Genomic DNA, 16,873 nt, shown 5'->3' on the forward strand with positions numbered 1-16,873 from the left:
TTCGACCAGTTCGGAGAGGGCCGGTTCGGAGAGGGAACAGACCTGACGGCGCGGCGGGCAGTGAGGACAGAGCAGACATGAATGCAACAAGCGTGGAGCGCAGAACCGCAATACGCGGCTTCGCCCTGACGGCAGCCCTGCTTTCCGGCTTAGCGCTCGCCGGCTGCCAGACAGCCCCGACCGGCGAATTCACCAACATCGACAAGGCACAAGGGTCGGCCGAAAACATCTCCTCGCTGTCGGCCGTTATCCAGCGCAGCCCCCAGGATCCGGAAGGCTACAATGTGCGCGGCTCGGCCTATGGCCGCGGCGGCCAGTATCAGGCGGCGCTCAAGGACTTCAATACCGCCATCCAGCTCAATCCGAATTTCTACCAGGCCTATTCGAACCGCGCTCTCATCCAGCGCTTCCTCGGCGACCAGGCGGCCGCGCTTGCCGACTACAACCGCTCGATCCAGATCAATCCCGACTATGACGCCGCCTATATCGGCCGCGGCAATCTCTACCGAAAAGCCGGCCGCATCCAGGAAGCGTTCAACGATTTCCAGAAAGCGATCCAGCTCGACACCACAGATGCGCGCGCCTATCACAATCGCGGCCTGATCTATCAGAGCCAGGGCCAGCACGCTTTCGCCATCGAGGATTTCTCGACCGCCATCTCGCTGGCGCCGGACGCCGCCGAACCCTACAATGGCCGCGGCCTCTCCTACCTCGCCATGAACGATGAGGACAATGCCTTCGCCGACATCAACATGGCGATCAAGCTCGACGGCAAGAATGCCGAGGCCTGGTCCAACCAGGCGCTGATCTACGAGCGGCGCGGCGACAAGGCCAAGGCGGCAAAATCCTACCGCGAGGCAGTGCGCCTCAACCCCACCTACCAGCCGGCCAGGGACGGCCTGGCGCGCACCAGCACCGGCTGACCGACGGCGGCGTTTCGGCCTGATATGGCAGGCCTGCCGTTTGGCATGCCTTCGAAACCTTCAATGACTGTGCATTGACGCTCGCCTTGATCGCGCCAAGTTTTCGGCGGAACGCTCGGGGTGTTCAGCCGTTGTTCAAGGCAATTCGCGAAAAGGACCCCTCCCATGATCAAGAAACTCGCCTGTGCCGCCGCCCTCGCCGCCACGGTGCTTGCTGCCCCTGCCAGCGCGGGCAGGCTGGAGCTTGGCGTGCTCGACTGCACCATCGACGGCGGCACCGGCTACATCGTCACATCCAACAAAGGCGTGGCCTGCACCTTTCGCCCTCATCATGGCGGTCCCCCCGAAGCCTATACCGGGGTCATTTCCAAGCTCGGCGTCGACGTCGGCAGGACGTACCAGGGCGAATTGATATGGGCAGTTCTGGCGGCCACCCGCGATCGTAATTCCGGCGATCTTGCCGGCAGCTATTATGGCGTCAACGCCGAGGCCAGCCTGGTGACCGGCGGCGGCGCCAACCTTCTGGTCGGCGGACTGAACAGCGCCTTCTCGCTGCAGCCTCTCAACGTGCAGGCGCAGACCGGCGTCAACCTGGCCGTCGCCGTCACCTCACTGGAGCTGATCCACTCTTTCAAATAAGCGCCATAGCGTGGCTCTGCGGCGCGGAACAGGATTGGACTGTTCCGCGCCGCATGATTTTTGGAATACCGCCATGCCAACGATGATCATCGCTGACGCCATGATCGCCGCCGGCATCAACCTTCGATCACCCTGACTTCTCGCGTTCATCAGCATCTCAGCGCACCCGCAAAAACCGCTTGAGCTCAACTGTGGTTGAGGTTCTACAACCCGTCCCCGAAGCGCCGCGTGCCCGTTGGAGACGAAGAGCGCTCCACCATTTTTGAATCGGCGTATAAGAAAGTTCGGAGGGCGGGTGACCGAAACCAGCACAAACAGGGTCGATTGGCGCGCGCTGTGGGCGAGCGGCGATCTGGCGCGCTTTTGCTTCATCAGCCTCGGCATCCTGCTGCACGCCACCAACGAAACCATGGTGGCAACGGTGATGCCGGCCATGGTCGGCGAACTCGCCGGCGTTCAGCTGGTCGGCTGGTCGCTGGCGATCTACGAGCTCGGCGCCATCGTCGCCGGCGCCGCCGCCGGACGGCTGGTGAGCTATGTCGCGCTGCGCACCAACATGGTGGTCGCCGCCCTGCTCTATGCCGCCGGTGCCCTGGTCTGCGCCATCGCGCCCTCCATGCCGCTGTTCCTGACCGGCCGCCTGATCGAGGGGCTTGGCGGCGGCGCGCTGGTGTCGCTGGCCTTCGTCTCGGTCGAACGGCTGTTTCCACGCGCCATCTGGCCGCAGCTTTTCGGTGTCATGTCGGCGATCTGGGGCGTCGCCGCCTTCAGCGGGCCGGTGCTCGGTGCATTGATGACCGAGTTGCTCTCCTGGCGTTGGGCTTTCGGTATCTTCACGATCGGCGGCACGGCCATGGCGCTGGCGAGCTTCATCGTGCTCGACACGCCTGAGGCAACCAGGCCGCAGGCGATCACTGGAACGGCGCCGCCGTTCCCCTTTGCCGCGCTCGGCTGCCTGGCCGTCAGCGTCGTGCTGATCGCCACGGCCGGTGTCGACATTGCCCTGCTGCGCTCGTCCCTGCTGCTTACGCTCGGCCTGATCGGGCTTGCACTGTTCATCCGCATCGACGCGCTGAAGCCGGGCTCGCGGCTGTTTCCGTCGCGGCTGTTCTCCTGGCGCTCGCCGGTCGGCGCAGGCATGACCATGGTCGCCGCCTTTTCGGTGGCGACCTGTTCCTTCGCCGTCTACGGGCCGCTGCTTCTGACCAGCCTGCACGGCATTCCGATCCTGACCACCGGCTATATCATCGCCGCCGAATCGATCGCCTGGTCGATCCTGTCGATCCTCGTCGCCAATGCGCCGCCGGAACGCGAGAGGCTGATCATCACCGGCGGCGCACTGATGATCGCGGCCGGCATCGCCGGTTTCGCCTACGCCGTGCCGGCAGGTTCGATTCCGCTGATCCTGTTTTGCGCTTTGCTGCAAGGCGGCGGCTTCGGCATTGCCTGGCCCTTCGTTACACGCGTGATCGTGGCATCGGCTAGGGACGGCGAACACACGATCGCCTCCGCCGCCGTGCCGACGATGCAGCGCATCGGCTATGCGGTCGGTGCCGCGTTGACCGGCATCGTCGCCAACGCCAGCGGTTTTTCCGAAGGCCTGAACCGTGCGGCGGCGGCAAATGTCGCCACCTGGCTGTTCCTCGCCTTCGTGCCACTCGGGATTCTAGGATGCCTTGCAGCGCTGAGGATCTCGGGGCCGGCAGCCCGGCCACAGGAAGCGACGGGCTAGACAGTAATCGTCTTCAGCCGTTCGGCGATCAAGGCGGCGAGCCGCGTCGCCACCTCGTCCTTGCTCATCTCAGGCCATTCGTCGACACCGGCCTTCGAGACGAGCCGCACCTTGTTGCGGTCGCCGCCCATCACGCCCGAAGACCCCATGCCGCTGTCATGCGACACATCGTTGGCGACGATGAAGTCGGCGCCCTTTTTCCTGAGCTTGGCCTCGGCGTTCCTGACGAGATCCTGCGTCTCGGCGGCGAAGCCGACGACCAGGCTGGGCCGCTTCCTGTGATGACCGACACCGGCAAGAATGTCAGGGTTTTCGACCATCTGCAGCGCCGGCGGCCCCTCGCCCGCCACCTTCTTGATCTTCTCGCCGGCCGAAGTCTCGCTGCGCCAGTCGGCAACCGCAGCGACGAATACGGCCGCGTCCGCCGGCAAAAGCTGTTCGACCGCGTCCTTCATCTCGTTCGCGGTTTCGACATGCTGCGTGGTGACACCAGCGGGATCGGCAATGCCAACCGGACCGGAGACGAGGCGCACATCGGCGCCCAGCCTTGCCAGCGCCGCCGCGATGGCATGGCCCTGCTTGCCGGAAGAACGGTTGGCGATGTAGCGCACCGGGTCGATCGGCTCATGCGTCGGCCCAGAGGTGACGATGATCTTCCTGCCTGCCAGCGGCTTCGGACTGATATCGAGCAGCGCCCCGATCGCGGCAACGATTTCCAGCGGCTCGGCCATACGGCCTTCGCCCGCCTCATTGCTCTCGGCCATCTCACCCTTTGCCGGGCCGACGAATGCGACGCCATCCTTCTGCAACGTCGCGCGGTTGCGCCGGGTCGCCGGATGCGACCACATTTTCGGGTTCATGGCGGGCGCCATCAAAACCGGCTTGTCGGTGGCGATAAGCACGGTCGAGGCGAGGTCGTTGGCATGGCCGTTGGCAAGCTTCGCCATCAGGTCGGCGGTGGCCGGCGCCACGACGACAAGGTCGGCCTCGCGCGACAGGCGGATGTGGCCGACATCGTGCTCGTCATTGCGGTCGAACAAATCGGTGAAGACGTGGTCGGCCGACAGCGCTCCAACCGACAGCGTGGTGACGAATTCCTGCGCCGCAGCGGTCATCACCACGCGCACGGCGGCATCGCGCTCACGCAGCCGGCGGATCAGGTCGAGCGCCTTGTAGGCGGCGATGCCGCCGCCGATGATCAGCAGGATTCGCTTGCCGGAGAGGGTGCCTCGCGGGATCTGGCTGGACACGGCGGCAACTGGCGTTGCCGGACCGTGCGAGCCTGTCAATTCGCGCAGGGTTTTCTCGATCTGGTCGATGCGGCCGACCGGACCGAGCTGCCCTTCGACCGCCGCCCGGATCATAACCCGCGCTTGTTCTTCCATCGAGCGGTCATTCTCTGCCGCCAGCCGGCGCAGCAGGTCCTTGACCTCGTCATCAAGGTTGCGAATGGTGATGCTGGCCATATGATTGCATTTTTGCTGATATGTTGAATGCAATGATAGCAATGCAATCAATTCAGGGCAAGCCGGCTAGAAAATCCGCCACGCGATGTAGACCAGCGTCAGCGCGATCACCCACAGCGCCAGCCGGCCGGATCTGCTATAGCGCGCCTCGGCCTTGCCGATCGCATGCGCCGTCCTTTCGTCGAAGCGCAGCCCGTGTTCGGCCATCAGATCGATCTCGCGCGACAGCCGCTCGGTGCGGGCGGCGAGGTCCGGCGCCTGGCGGGCCAGCGCCAGCAGCGCGTTGGCGCCGTCGCGTGCGTCGGCCAGCAGAGCACGCGGGCCGAGATTGCCTGATATCCAGCCGCCGACCACCGGTTCGGACGTCTTCCACATGTTGAAGGCCGGGTCGAGGGTGCGGGCAACGCCCTCGACCACCACCATGGTCTTCTGCAGCAGCACCAGTTCGGACCGCGTCGCCATATCGAAGAGGTCGGTCACCTCGAACAGGAGCGCCAAGAGCTTGGCCATCGAGATGGTTTCGGCCGGCTGGCCGTGGATCGGCTCGCCTATGGCGCGGATCGCCTGGGCGAATGCCGCGACATTATGCCGGCGCGGCACGTAGCCGGCCTCGAAATGCACTTCGGCGACGCGCAGATAGTCACGGGTGATGAAGCCGTAGAGGATTTCGGCGAGAAAACGGCGCTCCTTCTTGCCGAGCCGGCCGGCAATGCCGAGATCGACAGCGACGATGGTGCCATTAGGCTCGACGAAGAGGTTTCCCGGATGCATGTCGGCGTGGAAAAAACCGTCACGCAGCGTATGGCGCAGGAACGACTGGACCAGATTGGCGGCGATTGCCTTTAGATCGTGGCCGGCGGCAGCGAGGCTGGCAATGTCGTTCAGCTTGATGCCGTCGACCCATTCCATGGTCAGCACGTCGCGGCCGGTGCGTTCCCAATCGACGGTCGGCACGCGAAAGCCGGGATCGTCCTTGGTGTTCTCGCCGAGCTCCGAAAGCGCTGCCGCCTCGAGCCTCAGATCCATTTCGATCTTGGTGGTCTGCGCCAGCGTCTCGGTCACTTCGACCGGCCGCAGCCGGCGCGACGACGGGATGTATTTTTCCTGGAGACGAGCGGCGAGGAAATAGCTTTCGAGATCGCGAAAGAAGCGGCGCCGCACGCCCGGCCGGATGACCTTCACCGCCACCCGCGAACCGACGCCGTTCTCCAGGGTTTCCGCGAAATGGACCTGAGCGATCGAAGCCGCGGCAACGGCCTCGCCGAAACTGGCGTAGAGTTCGCCGACCTTGCGCCCGAGCGAAGCTTCTACCGCCGCAATGGCATCGGCCTGCGGAAAGGTCTGCATCTTGTCCTGCAGCATGGCGAGATCGAGCGCTATGTCGTTGCCGACGACATCGGGCCGGGTCGCCAGGAACTGGCCGAGCTTGACATAGGATGGGCCGAGCCGGACGACGGCCTTGGCCAGCCGGTCGCCACGCTCATAGGCAAGCGCGCGGCGGCGGGTGAACAGCCGCGCTATCCGCCAGCCGAGTTTCGGCAGACCGAAGAGCTCGTCGCCCGGCAGCGCCGCGACGACGCCTTCGCGGACCAGCACCCAGCCGGCCCGCACGAGCCTGAAACCAGCGCCGACACTGCTCATGACTGCGCCAGCCTCAAAGCTTCCAGCCCGAATGAAGCGCAGCTATGCCGCCGGAATAATTGCGAAAAGAAGCGCGCTCGAAGCCGGCTCGGGAAATCATCGCCGCGAAATTCTGCTGATTGGGAAATTTGCGGATCGATTCGACCAAGTAGGAATAGGGCTCGCCGTCGCCGGTCACCGCCTTGCCGATCCTGGGGATGGCATTGAACGACCACGCCTCATAGACCTTGTCGAGCAGAGGCATGTCGACCTCGGAAAATTCGAGGCAGAGGAAGCGCCCGCCGGGCTTCAGCACGCGATAGGCTTCGGCAAGCGCCACATCGATGCGCGGCACGTTGCGAATGCCGAAAGCGATCGTGTAGGCGTCGAAACTGGCCTCAGTGAAAGGCAGCTCCTCGGCATTGGCTTCGACGAAATCGGTGTTATCAGTCAGGCCCTTTTTTTCGGCCCGGTCGCGGCCGACCGCGAGCATCGAGCCGTTGATGTCGAGAACCGTGGCATGGGCGTTCCTGCCGCTCGCCTCGACGATGCGGAAGGCGATGTCGCCGGTGCCGCCGGCAACGTCGAGAACGCTCCAGCCCGGTCGTTTCGGTGGATTGAGCCATGTGACCATGGCGTCCTTCCACAGCCGGTGCAGCCCGGCCGACATCAGGTCGTTCATCAGATCGTAGCGGTTCGCGACCTTGTGGAAAACGTCATTGACCAGGGACTGCTTCTCGCCTGCCCCTACACGCTTGAAACCATAGGAGGTTTCCATGCCGCCAACGGCCGTGGTTCTCTCTACCGACATTATTTTTGATCCGCCATAAAACCGGCGGGACCATAGCCGATCGATGGTGCCGACGCTATTGTTTAAGGCGCGGTGTTCGGCCGCGCTTCCCGGTCGTGGAATCATGCTTATGGGTGCGCGACTTGGACTGACCTGACGGGATGACTGCATGCCTTTGAAAGCGGAACTGCACTGCCATATCGAAGGGGCAGCGGCGCCCGAACTCGTCGTCCGCCAGGCGCAGAAATACGGCAAGGACACCTCGCACTACATTCAGGACGGCTCTTTCGTCTGGCACGATTTCACCTCCTTCCTCGCCGCCTATGACTTCTCCTCCGACCTGTTCCGCACGGAAGAGGACTATGCGCGGCTGGCCGATCATTACCTGACAAGCCTCGCCCGCGACGGAGCCATCTATTCCGAGATCTTCACCTCGCCGGACCACGCCGGCAACGCCGGCCTGTCGGCCAAGGCCTATACGGATGCGCTTGGCGAAGGCATGGCGCGCGCCAAGGCCAAGACCGGCATCGAGGGCCGCATGATCGTCACCGGCGTGCGCAACGCCGGCGTCGAATCGATAGAGCAGGCGGCGCGCTTCGCCGCCCGCTGCGGGCATCCGCTGGTCACCGGCTTCGGCGTCGCCGGCGACGAGCGGATGGGCGATCTGGAGGATTATGTCAGGGCTTTCGAAATCGCGCGTGAGGCCGGCCTCGGCATCACCGTCCATGCCGGCGAACTGATGGGCTGGGAGAGTGTCAAGGCCGCACTCGATCACATCCGCCCCGCCCGCATCGGCCATGGCGTGCGCGCCATCGAAAACCCCGACCTTGTTCGTCGCATCGCCGAGGAAGGCGTCGTGCTCGAATGCTGTCCCAGCTCCAACATCGCGCTGAAGGTCTTCGATAGTTTCGCCGATCACCCTTTTCCGGCACTGCAGGCGGCAGGCTGCAAGGTGACGCTAAACTCCGACGATCCGCCCTATTTCTGGACGTCGCTGAAGCGCGAATACGACATTGCCGCAGAGCATTTTTCGATGAACGACAAGGCGCTCGCCGCCGTCACCAGAACCGCCATCGAGGCCGCCTTCGTCGACAAGAAGACCAAGGCAATGCTGCTGGGCCGGCTCGACGTCAAGGGCAGGTGAATGGTGAATGGTCCACCCGGCGCTTCGGTCCCTCAACCGCGAATTTTTCCGCTCAACCAAAGACCCGCAAACCTATTCACCATTCACCATTCACCGGACCGTCAACCGCGAGTTTTTCCGCTGAACCAAGGACTCGCAAACCTATTCACTATTCACTATTCACCATTCACTATTCACCTGCGCAGCTAGGAGAACACCATGCAGGGCGTCACTGTCGTCGACCACCCGCTTGTCCAGCACAAGCTGACCATCATGCGCAAGAAGGAAACCTCGACGGCCGGCTTCCGGCGGCTGTTGCGCGAGATCTCGCTGCTGCTTGGCTACGAGGTTACCCGCAATCTCGAGCTGACGACGACGACGATCGAAACGCCGATCGAGACGATGGAAGCGCCGACGCTGGAAGGCAAGAAGCTGGTCTTCGCCTCGGTGCTGCGCGCCGGCAACGGCTTGCTCGAAGGCCTGCTCGACCTGGTGCCGGCGGCGCGCGTCGCCCATATCGGTCTCTACCGCGACCATGAAACGCTGGAAGCGGTCGAGTATTTCTTCAAGGCGCCGAGCGATCTCGCCGACCGGCTGGTGATCGTCGTCGACCCAATGCTGGCGACCGCCAATTCGGCGATCGCGGCGATCGATAAGCTGAAAGGGCGCGGTGCCACCAACATCCGCTTCCTCTGTCTGCTGGCGGCGCCAGAGGGCCTCGAGCGCTTCACCAAGGCGCATCCCGATGTCCCGGTCTTCACCGCTTCCATCGACCGCCAGCTTAACGAGAAGGGCTACATCATGCCCGGTCTCGGCGACGCCGGCGATCGTCTGTACGGGACCAAATGACCGTGCCGCTCGTTTACCGATCGTTTACGCAAACGGCCGCTTTCCGCATCCGTTAAAGCCGCAAACACCATGTCGCGATAAGCATGGGCCTTCACGAAGGCCGGTCCATGCTGCGCAATCTTCTCATCCTTGGCGTGTTCGCCGTAACATCGGCGTCGTTCCCGATGCTCTATCAGTCGAATCCGCAGATGTTCGAAGGCCTGCTGAAATCGGCGGGCGGGGCCAGGCCGGAGGTCGAAACGCAAACGGACCTGAACCTGGCTGCGGTTCCCGACAGACCGGCGACGCCGCAGCCGCTCGGCCGCAAGGTCGTGGTCACCGCCGACGCGCGCGGGCATTTCACGTCGGCGTTCAAGCTCAACGGTCGAACGGTCGACGGCATGATCGACACCGGCGCAACGCTCGTCGCCATCAACAGTTCGACGGCACGCAGGATCGGCATTTCGCTGAACGCGTTGGACTTCAAACACCAGGTCAACACCGCCAACGGCGCCATCAAGGCTGCCCTGGTGACCGTCGATCGGCTGCAGATCGGCAAGATCACGGTCGACGGCGTTCAGGCGGTGGTGCTCGACGACAAGGCACTGCGCACCAATTTGATCGGCCTGAGTTTTCTCCAGCGGCTTGAAAAGTACCAGGTCGAAAACGGCGAGCTGCTGCTCGTCCAGTGAACCATGATCCCGAAAAGTGGAAACCGGTTTTCGGAAAGATCATGGTCCAATAAAAAAGATCATCCGCGCGGCAGGATCCGCCGGATGACGGTTTTTTCCGCAGGCGGCTTCGAAGCGCCGATCGCATAGGCCGAAAGCACGGCGGCGGCGGCCACTTCGGCATCCCCGGCATTGCGGGCATGGACCAGCGCCAGCGCCTCACCGGCGCGCACCTCCGCGCCGACCGGCAACAGCCGGGTGATGCCGACCGCATGGTCGATCCTGTCGTCCGGCCGTATGCGCCCGCCGCCAAGCCCGACGACGGCAAGCCCGATGTCGCGGGTGGCGATACCTGTGACGAAGCCGTTTTCGGCGGCCTTGACCGCAAACTCCGTCGCCGCCTTCGGCAGGTATTTTTCTGGGTTCTCGACGAAGTCGGCCGGACCGCCGAGCGCCGCCACCATGCGCGCGAAGACGGCGGCGGCACCGCCGCCGGCAAGCGTCTCGGCGGCGCGCCGCATGCCGTCCTGGTTGGACGACACCAGCCCGGCCGACTGCAACATGTCTGCAGCGAGCGCCAGCGTCACATCCTCCAGTCGCCGGTCGCGGACGCGGCCGGTGAGAAAATCGACGGCATTTTGTACCTCGACCCCGTTGCCGGCTGCCGACGCCAACGGCTCGTTCATGCCGGTGACCAGCGCCGAGGTCTTCAGTCCTGCCCCATTGGCGACTTCGACCAGGCTGTTCGCCAGTGTTGTTGCGTCGCGCGACTTTTCCATGAAGGCGCCGTTGCCGACCTTTACGTCGAGCACCAGCGACTGCAGGCCGGCGGCCAGCTTCTTCGACAGGATCGAGGCGGTGATCAGCGGCACCGATTCGACGGTTCCCGTCACGTCGCGGATCGCATAGAGCCGGCGATCGGCGGGCGCGAAATCGGCGGTCTGGCCGATGATGGCGCAGCCGGCTTCGAGCACTGCCTTGCGAAAGCCCGCCACATCCGGCTGGCTGATATAGCCGGGGATGGCATCCATCTTGTCCAGCGTGCCGCCGGTATGGCCGAGGCCGCGGCCGGAAATCATCGGCACATAGGCGCCGCAGGCGGCAACGATCGGCGCCACCATCAGCGAGACATTGTCGCCGACGCCGCCTGTCGAATGCTTGTCGGTGACCGGCCCCGGCAGGTCTGACCAATCGAGCACGTCGCCGGAATCGCGCATGGCCAGCGTCAGCGCCACCGCCTCGTCGCGGCTCATGCCGTTGAAGAACACCGCCATGGCGAACGCCCCCACCTGCCCGTCCGAGACGGTGCCGGCGGTCACGCCTTCGATGAAGCTGGCAATCTCCTGCGTCGACAGCTTGTGGCCGTCGCGCTTGCTGCGGATGATTTCCTGGGGAAGCATCAGGCCGGGACCTTACGCTCCGGCAACCCGTCCTGGAACATACGCTGGAGGATCGTAGCCAGCCGCGCGCCGCCGACCGGCGCCATGTCCTTGGTCTCCTGGTGCGAAAGCTCCGCCCCGGTCATTCCTGCGGCAAGGTTGGTGATGACCGAGCAGGCCGCGACGCGCAGGCCGAGGAAACGGGCGAGAACGACCTCCGGCACGGTCGACATGCCGACGGCGTTGGCGCCCATGACGCGCGCCATGCGGATCTCGGCGGGCGTCTCGAAGCACGGCCCGGAAAACCACATATAGACGCCCTTGTGCAGCACGGTAGCCGTCGCCTTCGCGGCCGTCTCGATCGCTGAGCGAAGGCCGGCATCATAGGCTTCGGTCAGGCCGACGAAGCGTTGGTCGCTCGGCTCGCCGATCAGCGGATTGGAGCCCGAGAAATTGATGTGGTCGGTGATCAGCATCACCGAGCCCGGCCCCATGTCCGGATCGATCGAGCCGGCGGCATTGGTGAGGATCAGTTGCGAGATGCCGAGGCCGGCGAGCACCTCCAGCGCCGGCCGCATCGCAGCCGCGTTGCCATGCTCGTAATAATGCGCGCGGCCGGACAGCATCAGCACTGGCGCGCCGGCAAAACGTCCTGCCACCACCTCGCCGGCATGGCCGGTGACGCCGCTTCTGGGAAAGCCCGGCAATTCGGCATAGGAAATGCGGACAGCGTCCTCGACCTGGTCGACAAGCCCGCCAAGACCCGAACCCAGCACCAGCGCGGTGGCGGGCGCCAGCCCGTCCAGCCTTTCGACGAGGCGATCAAGCGCTTCCTTCATTTCAACCAGCTCTTCATTTCAACGTGTCGCCCTGGAAGCCGTAGGGCAGCATCTCGCCCATGGTCACGGTCTCGACCACGCCGCCATTGTCGCAGAGATAGAGTTTGGTTTCCGGCCGGCAGAATTCGGCCAGCCGCTGCCGGCAGCCGCCACAGGGCGAGCATTTCGCCATGCGCTCGGCGATCACCGCGATCTCCGTGATCCTGCCGCCGCCGCCCATGATGTAGTGGCCGAGCGCGGTGGTTTCGGCGCACCAGCCTTCCGGATAGGAAGCGACCTCGATGTTGGCGCCGGCAAAGACGCGGCCGTCCTCGGTGCGCAGTGCCGCCCCGACCGGAAACTTCGAATAGGGCGCATAGGCCTTCGCCATGGCGGCCTTGGCCGCTTCGAACAGATCATGCGACATTGTTTTTCCCTCGCATGATCTTGTCCGAAAACCGGCTTCCACTTTTCGGGATCATGCTCACATTTTTCCTCGCATGACCTTGTCCGAAAACTGGCTTCCACTTTTTCGCTGACGCGGACCTGCGGTTCGCGATCATGCTCAGCGTTCCTTGACATAGGGCACGCCGCCGGCGCGCGGCGGGATCGCCTTGCCGATGAAGCCGGCGAGCAGGATGACGGTGAGGATATAGGGCAGCGCCTGCATGAGTTGCACCGGCACTTTGCCGATCAGCGGCAGCGGCGTGCCCTGCAACCGGATCGACAGCGCGTCGAGGAAGCCGAACAACAGGCAGGCGAACATGGCGTTGACCGGCTTCCATTTGGCGAAGATCAGCGCGGCCAGCGCGATGTAACCCTTGCCGGCGGTCATGTCCTTCACGAACCCGCCATTCTGCACCATCGACAGATAGGCGCCGGCAATGCCGGTGAGCACGCCGGTGCAGATCAGCGCCCGGTAGCGCAGCCAGGCGACCGAGATGCCGGCGGTGTCGACCGCGGCCGGGTTCTCACCGACCGCGCGCATGCGCAAGCCGAAGCGGGTACGGAACAGCACCCACCAGGTGAACGGCACGGCGAGAAACGCGACATAGACCAGCACGGAATGGCCGGAGATGAGTTCCGAATATATCGGGCCGAGGATCGGCACGCTCCTGAGCGCGTCCGCACCGGGCCAGATGATCGCCCCGAACCGCTCGTCCGAGGCCAGAGCCGGCGTACGTCCACCTTGCTGGAACCAGGCCTGGCCGAGCATGATCGTCGATCCGGCGGCGATGAAATTGATCGCTACGCCGGAGACGATCTGGTTGCCGCGATGGGTGATAGAGGCGAAGCCGTGGACCAGCGCGAAAGCGACCGAGATGAGAATGGCCATGCCGAGGCCGATATAGGCGGAATGGAAGACGGAGGCGGCGGCGGCGCCGGCGAAAGCGCCGACCAGCATCTTGCCCTCGAGCCCGATGTCGAAAATGCCGGCCCGTTCCGAATAAAGGCCGGCGAGGCAGGCGAGCAGCAAGGGCACCGACAGGCGGATGGTCGAGTCCAGAACCTGGATGACGGCGTTGAACAAATCCATCTCAGGCCCCCTTCCCCTTGATCGCTTCCATGCCGACAGATCTCGGGCTGAGCGAGGCGAACAGCGCCTGGACATAGGGCCGGAACATGTGCTCGAGCGCGCCGGCGAACAGGATGACCAGGCCCTGGATGATGACGATCATGTCGCGGCTGATCGCCGGCATCTCGAAGGCGAGCTCGGCGCCGCCCTGGTAGAGCATGCCGAACAATATTGCGGCGAGCACGATGCCGACCGGGTGGAGGCGCCCCATCAGCGCCACGGCGATGCCGACGAAACCGGCGCCCGAAACGAATTCGAGCGCGACATTGTGCTGGTCGCCCATCGTCGGGTTGAGCGCCATCATGCCGGCGAGCGCGCCCGAAATCATCATGGCGACGATGATGATGCGGGTCTCCGAAATGCCGGCATAGCGCGCCGCTTTCGAGCTGTGGCCGTAGGTGCGCATCTCGTAACCGAGCTTGGTGCGCCAGATCAGCACCCAGACCAGAAAGGCCATGGCCAGCGCCAGCAGGAAGCTGATGTTGAACGGCGCCGAGCGTATCTTGGCGCCGAACAACTCGATGACCCAGTTGAGCTTCGGCAGTTGCGCGCCTTCGAGGAAGGTGCGTGTCTGCGGCGCCATCGAATTGGCCGGCTTCAAGAATCCGACCAGTGCGTAGACCATGACGCTGGCGGCTATGAAGTTGAACATGATGGTGGTGATGACGATGTGCGAGCCGCGCTTGGCCTGCAGATAGGCTGGGATCAGCGCCCACAGCGCCCCCATCGCCGCAGCGGCGACGATCGCCAGCGGGAAGGTGAGCCACCATGGCAGCACGCTGTCGAAGGCCAGGCAGACGATGCCGATGCCGAGACCGGCGATATAGCCCTGGCCCTCGCCACCGATGTTGAACAGGCCGCAATGCGCCGCAACCGCCACCGACAGCCCGCTGAAGATGAAGGTGGTGGCGTAGAAAAGCGTGAACGCAATGCCTTGCCCACGGCCGAAGGCGCCCTCGACCAGGACGGCGGCAGCGCGGAACGGATTTTCGCCAACCAGTAGCACGACGAAGCCGGCGACGACGAAGGCAACGGCTAGATTGATCACCGGGATCAGCCCGTAATCCGCCCAGGCCGGCAGCTTGGCGTAGGGCGTGCTCATTCCGCCGCCTCCCGGTGCTCGACGCCGGCCATCAGCAGGCCAAGCTCGCCTTCGGTCGCCTCCGGGCCGCGCTCGCCGACGATGCGGCCGGCAAACATCACCAGGATGCGGTCGGAGAGCGAGCGGATCTCGTCGAGCTCGACCGATATCACCAGCACCGCCTTGCCCTGGTCGCGCATGGCGATGAGCCGCTTGTGGATGAATTCGATGGCGCCGACGTCGACGCCGCGCGTCGGCTGGCCGACGATCAGCACGCCCGGATCCTGTTCCATTTCCCGCGCCAGCACGATCTTCTGCTGGTTGCCGCCGGAGAAATTCGCGGTCTTGAGCCGGCAGTCCGTCGGGCGGATGTCGTATTTGGTGATCTTGTCCCTGGCGTCGTCGCGGATGGCATCGATGTCGAGGAACGGCCCCCAGAGGTAGCGCGGATCGTCGTGATAGCCGAGGATCGAATTCTCGTTTTCCTCGAAGGCCAGCACCAGCCCGACATGATGACGGTCTTCCGGCACATGGGCGAGACCCCGATCGCGCAGGTCGCCGGGATCGGCGGCCCCGGTGAGATCGATCGGCTTGCCGTCGAGCATGACGGAGCCCGAGACGGCGCGCCTGATGCCTGAAATCGCCTCGAGCATTTCGGATTGCCCGTTGCCGGCGACGCCGGCGATGCCGACGATCTCGCCGGCACGCACATCGAAGGAGATGTCGTCGACCATGGTGACGCCGCGCGAATCCTTCACCGTCAGGTTCTTGACCGCGAGCCTGACGCCGCCGGCTTCCGCCTCGCCCTTCTCGACCCTGAGCAGCACGCGCCGCCCGACCATCAGCTCGGCCAATTCCTCGACCGTGGTCTTCCTGGTCTCCCTGGTCGCCACCATCGTGCCCTGGCGCATGACCGAGACCGTGTCGGTGATCGCCATGATCTCGCGCAGCTTGTGGGTGATCAGCACGATCGTTTTACCCTGCTCCTTCAGCTGCTTGAGGATGCGGAACAGATGGTCGGCCTCAGCCGGGGTGAGGACGCCTGTCGGCTCGTCGAGGATCAGGATCTCGGCGCCGCGATACAGCGCCTTGAGAATTTCGACACGCTGCTGCAGGCCGACCGGCAATTCCTCAATGATCGCATCGGGATCGACCTCCAGCCCGTATTCGCGCTCGAGCCGTTCCAGTTCGGACCGCGCCTTGGCGATGCTCTTCTTTAGCAGCGCATCGCTTTCGGCGCCGAGAATGACGTTTTCCAGCACCGTGAAATTGTCGACCAGCATGAAATGCTGGTGCACCATGCCGATGCCGAGCGCGATGGCGTCGTTTGGCGACTTGATCGACGCCGGCTGGCCGCCGACGCGGATCTCGCCGCTGTCGGCCTGGTAGAAACCGTAGAGGATCGACATCAGCGTCGACTTGCCGGCGCCGTTCTCGCCGACAATGCCGTGGATGGTGCCGCGCACGATTTCCAGATTGATGTCGCGGTTGGCGCGCACGGCGCCAAAACTCTTGTCGATGCCGATCAGTTCGATTGCGGCTTGCGCCATGCAGCCTGTCCCACTCTTATTTTTTTATCGCTTGGTCAAAACGACTAGCATGACACCCCGTCTGTGCCAATTGGCCGGAGCAGCGTTCACTCTCGACAAATCCCCGCGCGCTTGTCAATTTCGAACGTGCCGCAGCCTTCACATTCGCTATTGCACCGGCCCGAAAACCGGATTCGATTTTCGGAAAGCACGATGCGAAGATCGTAAGTGTTAGAGGGTAGTTTTGGGCGTCCGATTGGAGGCATGTCGCTCTAATGTGGCGACTCCCGAAATTCGCATCTCTTGAGAGTTGCGCAGCAAGAAACCGAGGTTTTTCAGATGACCATGCCCGCCGACCGGCTGACGACGCTGGAAATCCGCGCCGCCGAGCAGGAGAAGACCATCGAGGAACTGTCCGGCCAGATCGCCGAGCAGTGGAAGGTGATCGAGCGCATGCAGCGCAAGCTCGATGCGCTGACCGACCGCTTCCTGGCGCTGGAGGAGCAGGCTGCACCCGACGTACCGGTGACCAAGCCGCCGCATTGGTGAGCTTGCGGATAAGAAAAAACCGTCGGGTTTCACCCAGCGGCGTCGATCAGATCGGCAATCTCGCGATCAATAGCAGGGCTATCGCAGGTGGAAAGCCGAGGCTTTCGCTCTACGATGTACCCCCACCCCTAACCCCTCCCCACAAGGGG

Annotated in this window: 16 protein-coding genes; 7 read left to right on the forward strand and 9 right to left on the reverse strand. The window is 64.0% G+C overall.

Annotation, left to right across the window (positions count from 1 at the left end):
- Window positions 1–77: 77 nt before the first annotated feature.
- The 3 genes from AC0L3L_RS34000 to AC0L3L_RS34010 all read left to right on the forward strand — a co-directional run bounded on the left by AC0L3L_RS34000 (window position 78) and on the right by AC0L3L_RS34010 (window position 3,294).
- The gene (locus AC0L3L_RS34000; RefSeq protein ID WP_473527282.1) at window positions 78–923 is read left to right on the forward strand and encodes a tetratricopeptide repeat protein; all 846 of its coding nucleotides are present in this window, start codon (window positions 78–80) and stop codon (window positions 921–923) included.
- Between the two features lie 165 nt (window positions 924–1,088).
- On the forward strand, window positions 1,089–1,562 hold the full coding sequence (locus AC0L3L_RS34005; RefSeq protein WP_123151260.1) for a DUF992 domain-containing protein: 474 nt from the start codon (window positions 1,089–1,091) through the stop codon (window positions 1,560–1,562).
- A gap of 295 nt (window positions 1,563–1,857) precedes the next feature.
- Window positions 1,858–3,294 (forward strand): MFS transporter, encoded by a 1,437-nt coding sequence (locus tag AC0L3L_RS34010; protein WP_473487983.1) that lies wholly within the window; start codon window positions 1,858–1,860, stop codon window positions 3,292–3,294.
- Here the strand turns inward: AC0L3L_RS34010 and coaBC are convergent.
- The 3 genes from coaBC to ubiE form a co-directional block, all read right to left on the reverse strand.
- The gene (coaBC, locus tag AC0L3L_RS34015; protein ID WP_473487984.1) at window positions 3,291–4,760 is read right to left on the reverse strand and encodes a bifunctional phosphopantothenoylcysteine decarboxylase/phosphopantothenate--cysteine ligase CoaBC; all 1,470 of its coding nucleotides are present in this window, start codon (window positions 4,758–4,760) and stop codon (window positions 3,291–3,293) included. The genes AC0L3L_RS34010 and coaBC overlap by 4 nt on opposite strands.
- A 66-nt stretch (window positions 4,761–4,826) precedes the next feature.
- Entirely contained in the window at window positions 4,827–6,401 is a 1,575-nt protein-coding gene (gene ubiB / locus AC0L3L_RS34020) for a 2-polyprenylphenol 6-hydroxylase (protein WP_473641620.1), read from the reverse strand.
- A gap of 13 nt (window positions 6,402–6,414) precedes the next feature.
- The gene (ubiE, locus tag AC0L3L_RS34025) at window positions 6,415–7,191 is read right to left on the reverse strand and encodes a bifunctional demethylmenaquinone methyltransferase/2-methoxy-6-polyprenyl-1,4-benzoquinol methylase UbiE (RefSeq protein ID WP_473487986.1); all 777 of its coding nucleotides are present in this window, start codon (window positions 7,189–7,191) and stop codon (window positions 6,415–6,417) included.
- A 148-nt stretch (window positions 7,192–7,339) separates the two neighbouring features.
- On the opposite strand from ubiE, the gene AC0L3L_RS34030 reads away from it, so the two are divergent.
- The 3 genes from AC0L3L_RS34030 to AC0L3L_RS34040 all read left to right on the forward strand — a co-directional run bounded on the left by AC0L3L_RS34030 (window position 7,340) and on the right by AC0L3L_RS34040 (window position 9,813).
- Window positions 7,340–8,314 carry an adenosine deaminase gene (locus AC0L3L_RS34030; protein WP_473641622.1) on the forward strand — a complete coding sequence of 325 codons (975 nt, stop codon included), beginning with the start codon at window positions 7,340–7,342 and terminating at the stop codon, window positions 8,312–8,314.
- A gap of 198 nt (window positions 8,315–8,512) precedes the next feature.
- Window positions 8,513–9,142: a uracil phosphoribosyltransferase gene (upp, locus tag AC0L3L_RS34035; RefSeq protein ID WP_123151264.1), complete on the forward strand. Its 630-nt coding sequence runs from the start codon at window positions 8,513–8,515 to the stop codon at window positions 9,140–9,142.
- Between the two features lie 107 nt (window positions 9,143–9,249).
- The gene (locus AC0L3L_RS34040) at window positions 9,250–9,813 is read left to right on the forward strand and encodes a TIGR02281 family clan AA aspartic protease (protein ID WP_473641624.1); all 564 of its coding nucleotides are present in this window, start codon (window positions 9,250–9,252) and stop codon (window positions 9,811–9,813) included.
- Between the two features lie 59 nt (window positions 9,814–9,872).
- Here the strand turns inward: AC0L3L_RS34040 and deoA are convergent, their stop codons facing one another.
- The 6 genes from deoA to AC0L3L_RS34070 all read right to left on the reverse strand — a co-directional run bounded on the left by deoA (window position 9,873) and on the right by AC0L3L_RS34070 (window position 16,196).
- On the reverse strand, window positions 9,873–11,192 hold the full coding sequence (gene deoA / locus AC0L3L_RS34045) for a thymidine phosphorylase (RefSeq protein ID WP_473641626.1): 1,320 nt from the start codon (window positions 11,190–11,192) through the stop codon (window positions 9,873–9,875).
- Window positions 11,192–12,010 carry a purine-nucleoside phosphorylase gene (locus tag AC0L3L_RS34050; protein WP_473641629.1) on the reverse strand — a complete coding sequence of 273 codons (819 nt, stop codon included), beginning with the start codon at window positions 12,008–12,010 and terminating at the stop codon, window positions 11,192–11,194. Before AC0L3L_RS34050 ends, deoA begins: the two co-directional genes overlap by 1 nt.
- Window positions 12,011–12,023: 13 nt before the next feature.
- Window positions 12,024–12,416, reverse strand: a complete 393-nt coding sequence (gene cdd / locus AC0L3L_RS34055) for a cytidine deaminase (RefSeq protein ID WP_123151268.1) — start codon at window positions 12,414–12,416, stop codon at window positions 12,024–12,026.
- Window positions 12,417–12,554: 138 nt separating this feature from the next.
- Window positions 12,555–13,526, reverse strand: coding sequence for an ABC transporter permease (locus AC0L3L_RS34060; RefSeq protein WP_352954527.1), 972 nt, complete (start codon window positions 13,524–13,526; stop codon window positions 12,555–12,557).
- 1 nt (window position 13,527) lies between these two features.
- Window positions 13,528–14,667: an ABC transporter permease gene (locus AC0L3L_RS34065; protein ID WP_473641631.1), complete on the reverse strand. Its 1,140-nt coding sequence runs from the start codon at window positions 14,665–14,667 to the stop codon at window positions 13,528–13,530.
- On the reverse strand, window positions 14,664–16,196 hold the full coding sequence (locus AC0L3L_RS34070; protein WP_473641633.1) for an ABC transporter ATP-binding protein: 1,533 nt from the start codon (window positions 16,194–16,196) through the stop codon (window positions 14,664–14,666). Before AC0L3L_RS34070 ends, AC0L3L_RS34065 begins: the two co-directional genes overlap by 4 nt.
- 318 nt (window positions 16,197–16,514) lie before the next feature.
- On the opposite strand from AC0L3L_RS34070, the gene AC0L3L_RS34075 reads away from it, so the two are divergent.
- Window positions 16,515–16,724: a SlyX family protein gene (locus tag AC0L3L_RS34075; RefSeq protein WP_095488524.1), complete on the forward strand. Its 210-nt coding sequence runs from the start codon at window positions 16,515–16,517 to the stop codon at window positions 16,722–16,724.
- Window positions 16,725–16,873: the final 149 nt, after the last annotated feature.

This window comes from Mesorhizobium sp. WSM4849, from assembly GCF_055811385.1.

What these genes read in the sequence shown, in the direction of transcription:
- AC0L3L_RS34000 (WP_473527282.1), top strand. Translation starts at nt 78, where the DNA reads ATGAATGCAACAAGCGTGGAGCGCAGAACCGCAATACGCGGCTTCGCC.
- AC0L3L_RS34005 (WP_123151260.1), top strand. Translation starts at nt 1,089, where the DNA reads ATGATCAAGAAACTCGCCTGTGCCGCCGCCCTCGCCGCCACGGTGCTT.
- coaBC (WP_473487984.1), bottom strand. Translation starts at nt 4,760, where the DNA reads ATGGCCAGCATCACCATTCGCAACCTTGATGACGAGGTCAAGGACCTG.
- ubiB (WP_473641620.1), bottom strand. Translation starts at nt 6,401, where the DNA reads ATGAGCAGTGTCGGCGCTGGTTTCAGGCTCGTGCGGGCCGGCTGGGTG.
- ubiE (WP_473487986.1), bottom strand. Translation starts at nt 7,191, where the DNA reads ATGTCGGTAGAGAGAACCACGGCCGTTGGCGGCATGGAAACCTCCTAT.
- AC0L3L_RS34030 (WP_473641622.1), top strand. Translation starts at nt 7,340, where the DNA reads ATGCCTTTGAAAGCGGAACTGCACTGCCATATCGAAGGGGCAGCGGCG.
- upp (WP_123151264.1), top strand. Translation starts at nt 8,513, where the DNA reads ATGCAGGGCGTCACTGTCGTCGACCACCCGCTTGTCCAGCACAAGCTG.
- AC0L3L_RS34040 (WP_473641624.1), top strand. Translation starts at nt 9,250, where the DNA reads ATGCTGCGCAATCTTCTCATCCTTGGCGTGTTCGCCGTAACATCGGCG.
- deoA (WP_473641626.1), bottom strand. Translation starts at nt 11,192, where the DNA reads ATGCTTCCCCAGGAAATCATCCGCAGCAAGCGCGACGGCCACAAGCTG.
- AC0L3L_RS34050 (WP_473641629.1), bottom strand. Translation starts at nt 12,010, where the DNA reads ATGAAGGAAGCGCTTGATCGCCTCGTCGAAAGGCTGGACGGGCTGGCG.
- cdd (WP_123151268.1), bottom strand. Translation starts at nt 12,416, where the DNA reads ATGTCGCATGATCTGTTCGAAGCGGCCAAGGCCGCCATGGCGAAGGCC.
- AC0L3L_RS34060 (WP_352954527.1), bottom strand. Translation starts at nt 13,526, where the DNA reads ATGGATTTGTTCAACGCCGTCATCCAGGTTCTGGACTCGACCATCCGC.
- AC0L3L_RS34065 (WP_473641631.1), bottom strand. Translation starts at nt 14,667, where the DNA reads ATGAGCACGCCCTACGCCAAGCTGCCGGCCTGGGCGGATTACGGGCTG.
- AC0L3L_RS34070 (WP_473641633.1), bottom strand. Translation starts at nt 16,196, where the DNA reads ATGGCGCAAGCCGCAATCGAACTGATCGGCATCGACAAGAGTTTTGGC.
- AC0L3L_RS34075 (WP_095488524.1), top strand. Translation starts at nt 16,515, where the DNA reads ATGACCATGCCCGCCGACCGGCTGACGACGCTGGAAATCCGCGCCGCC.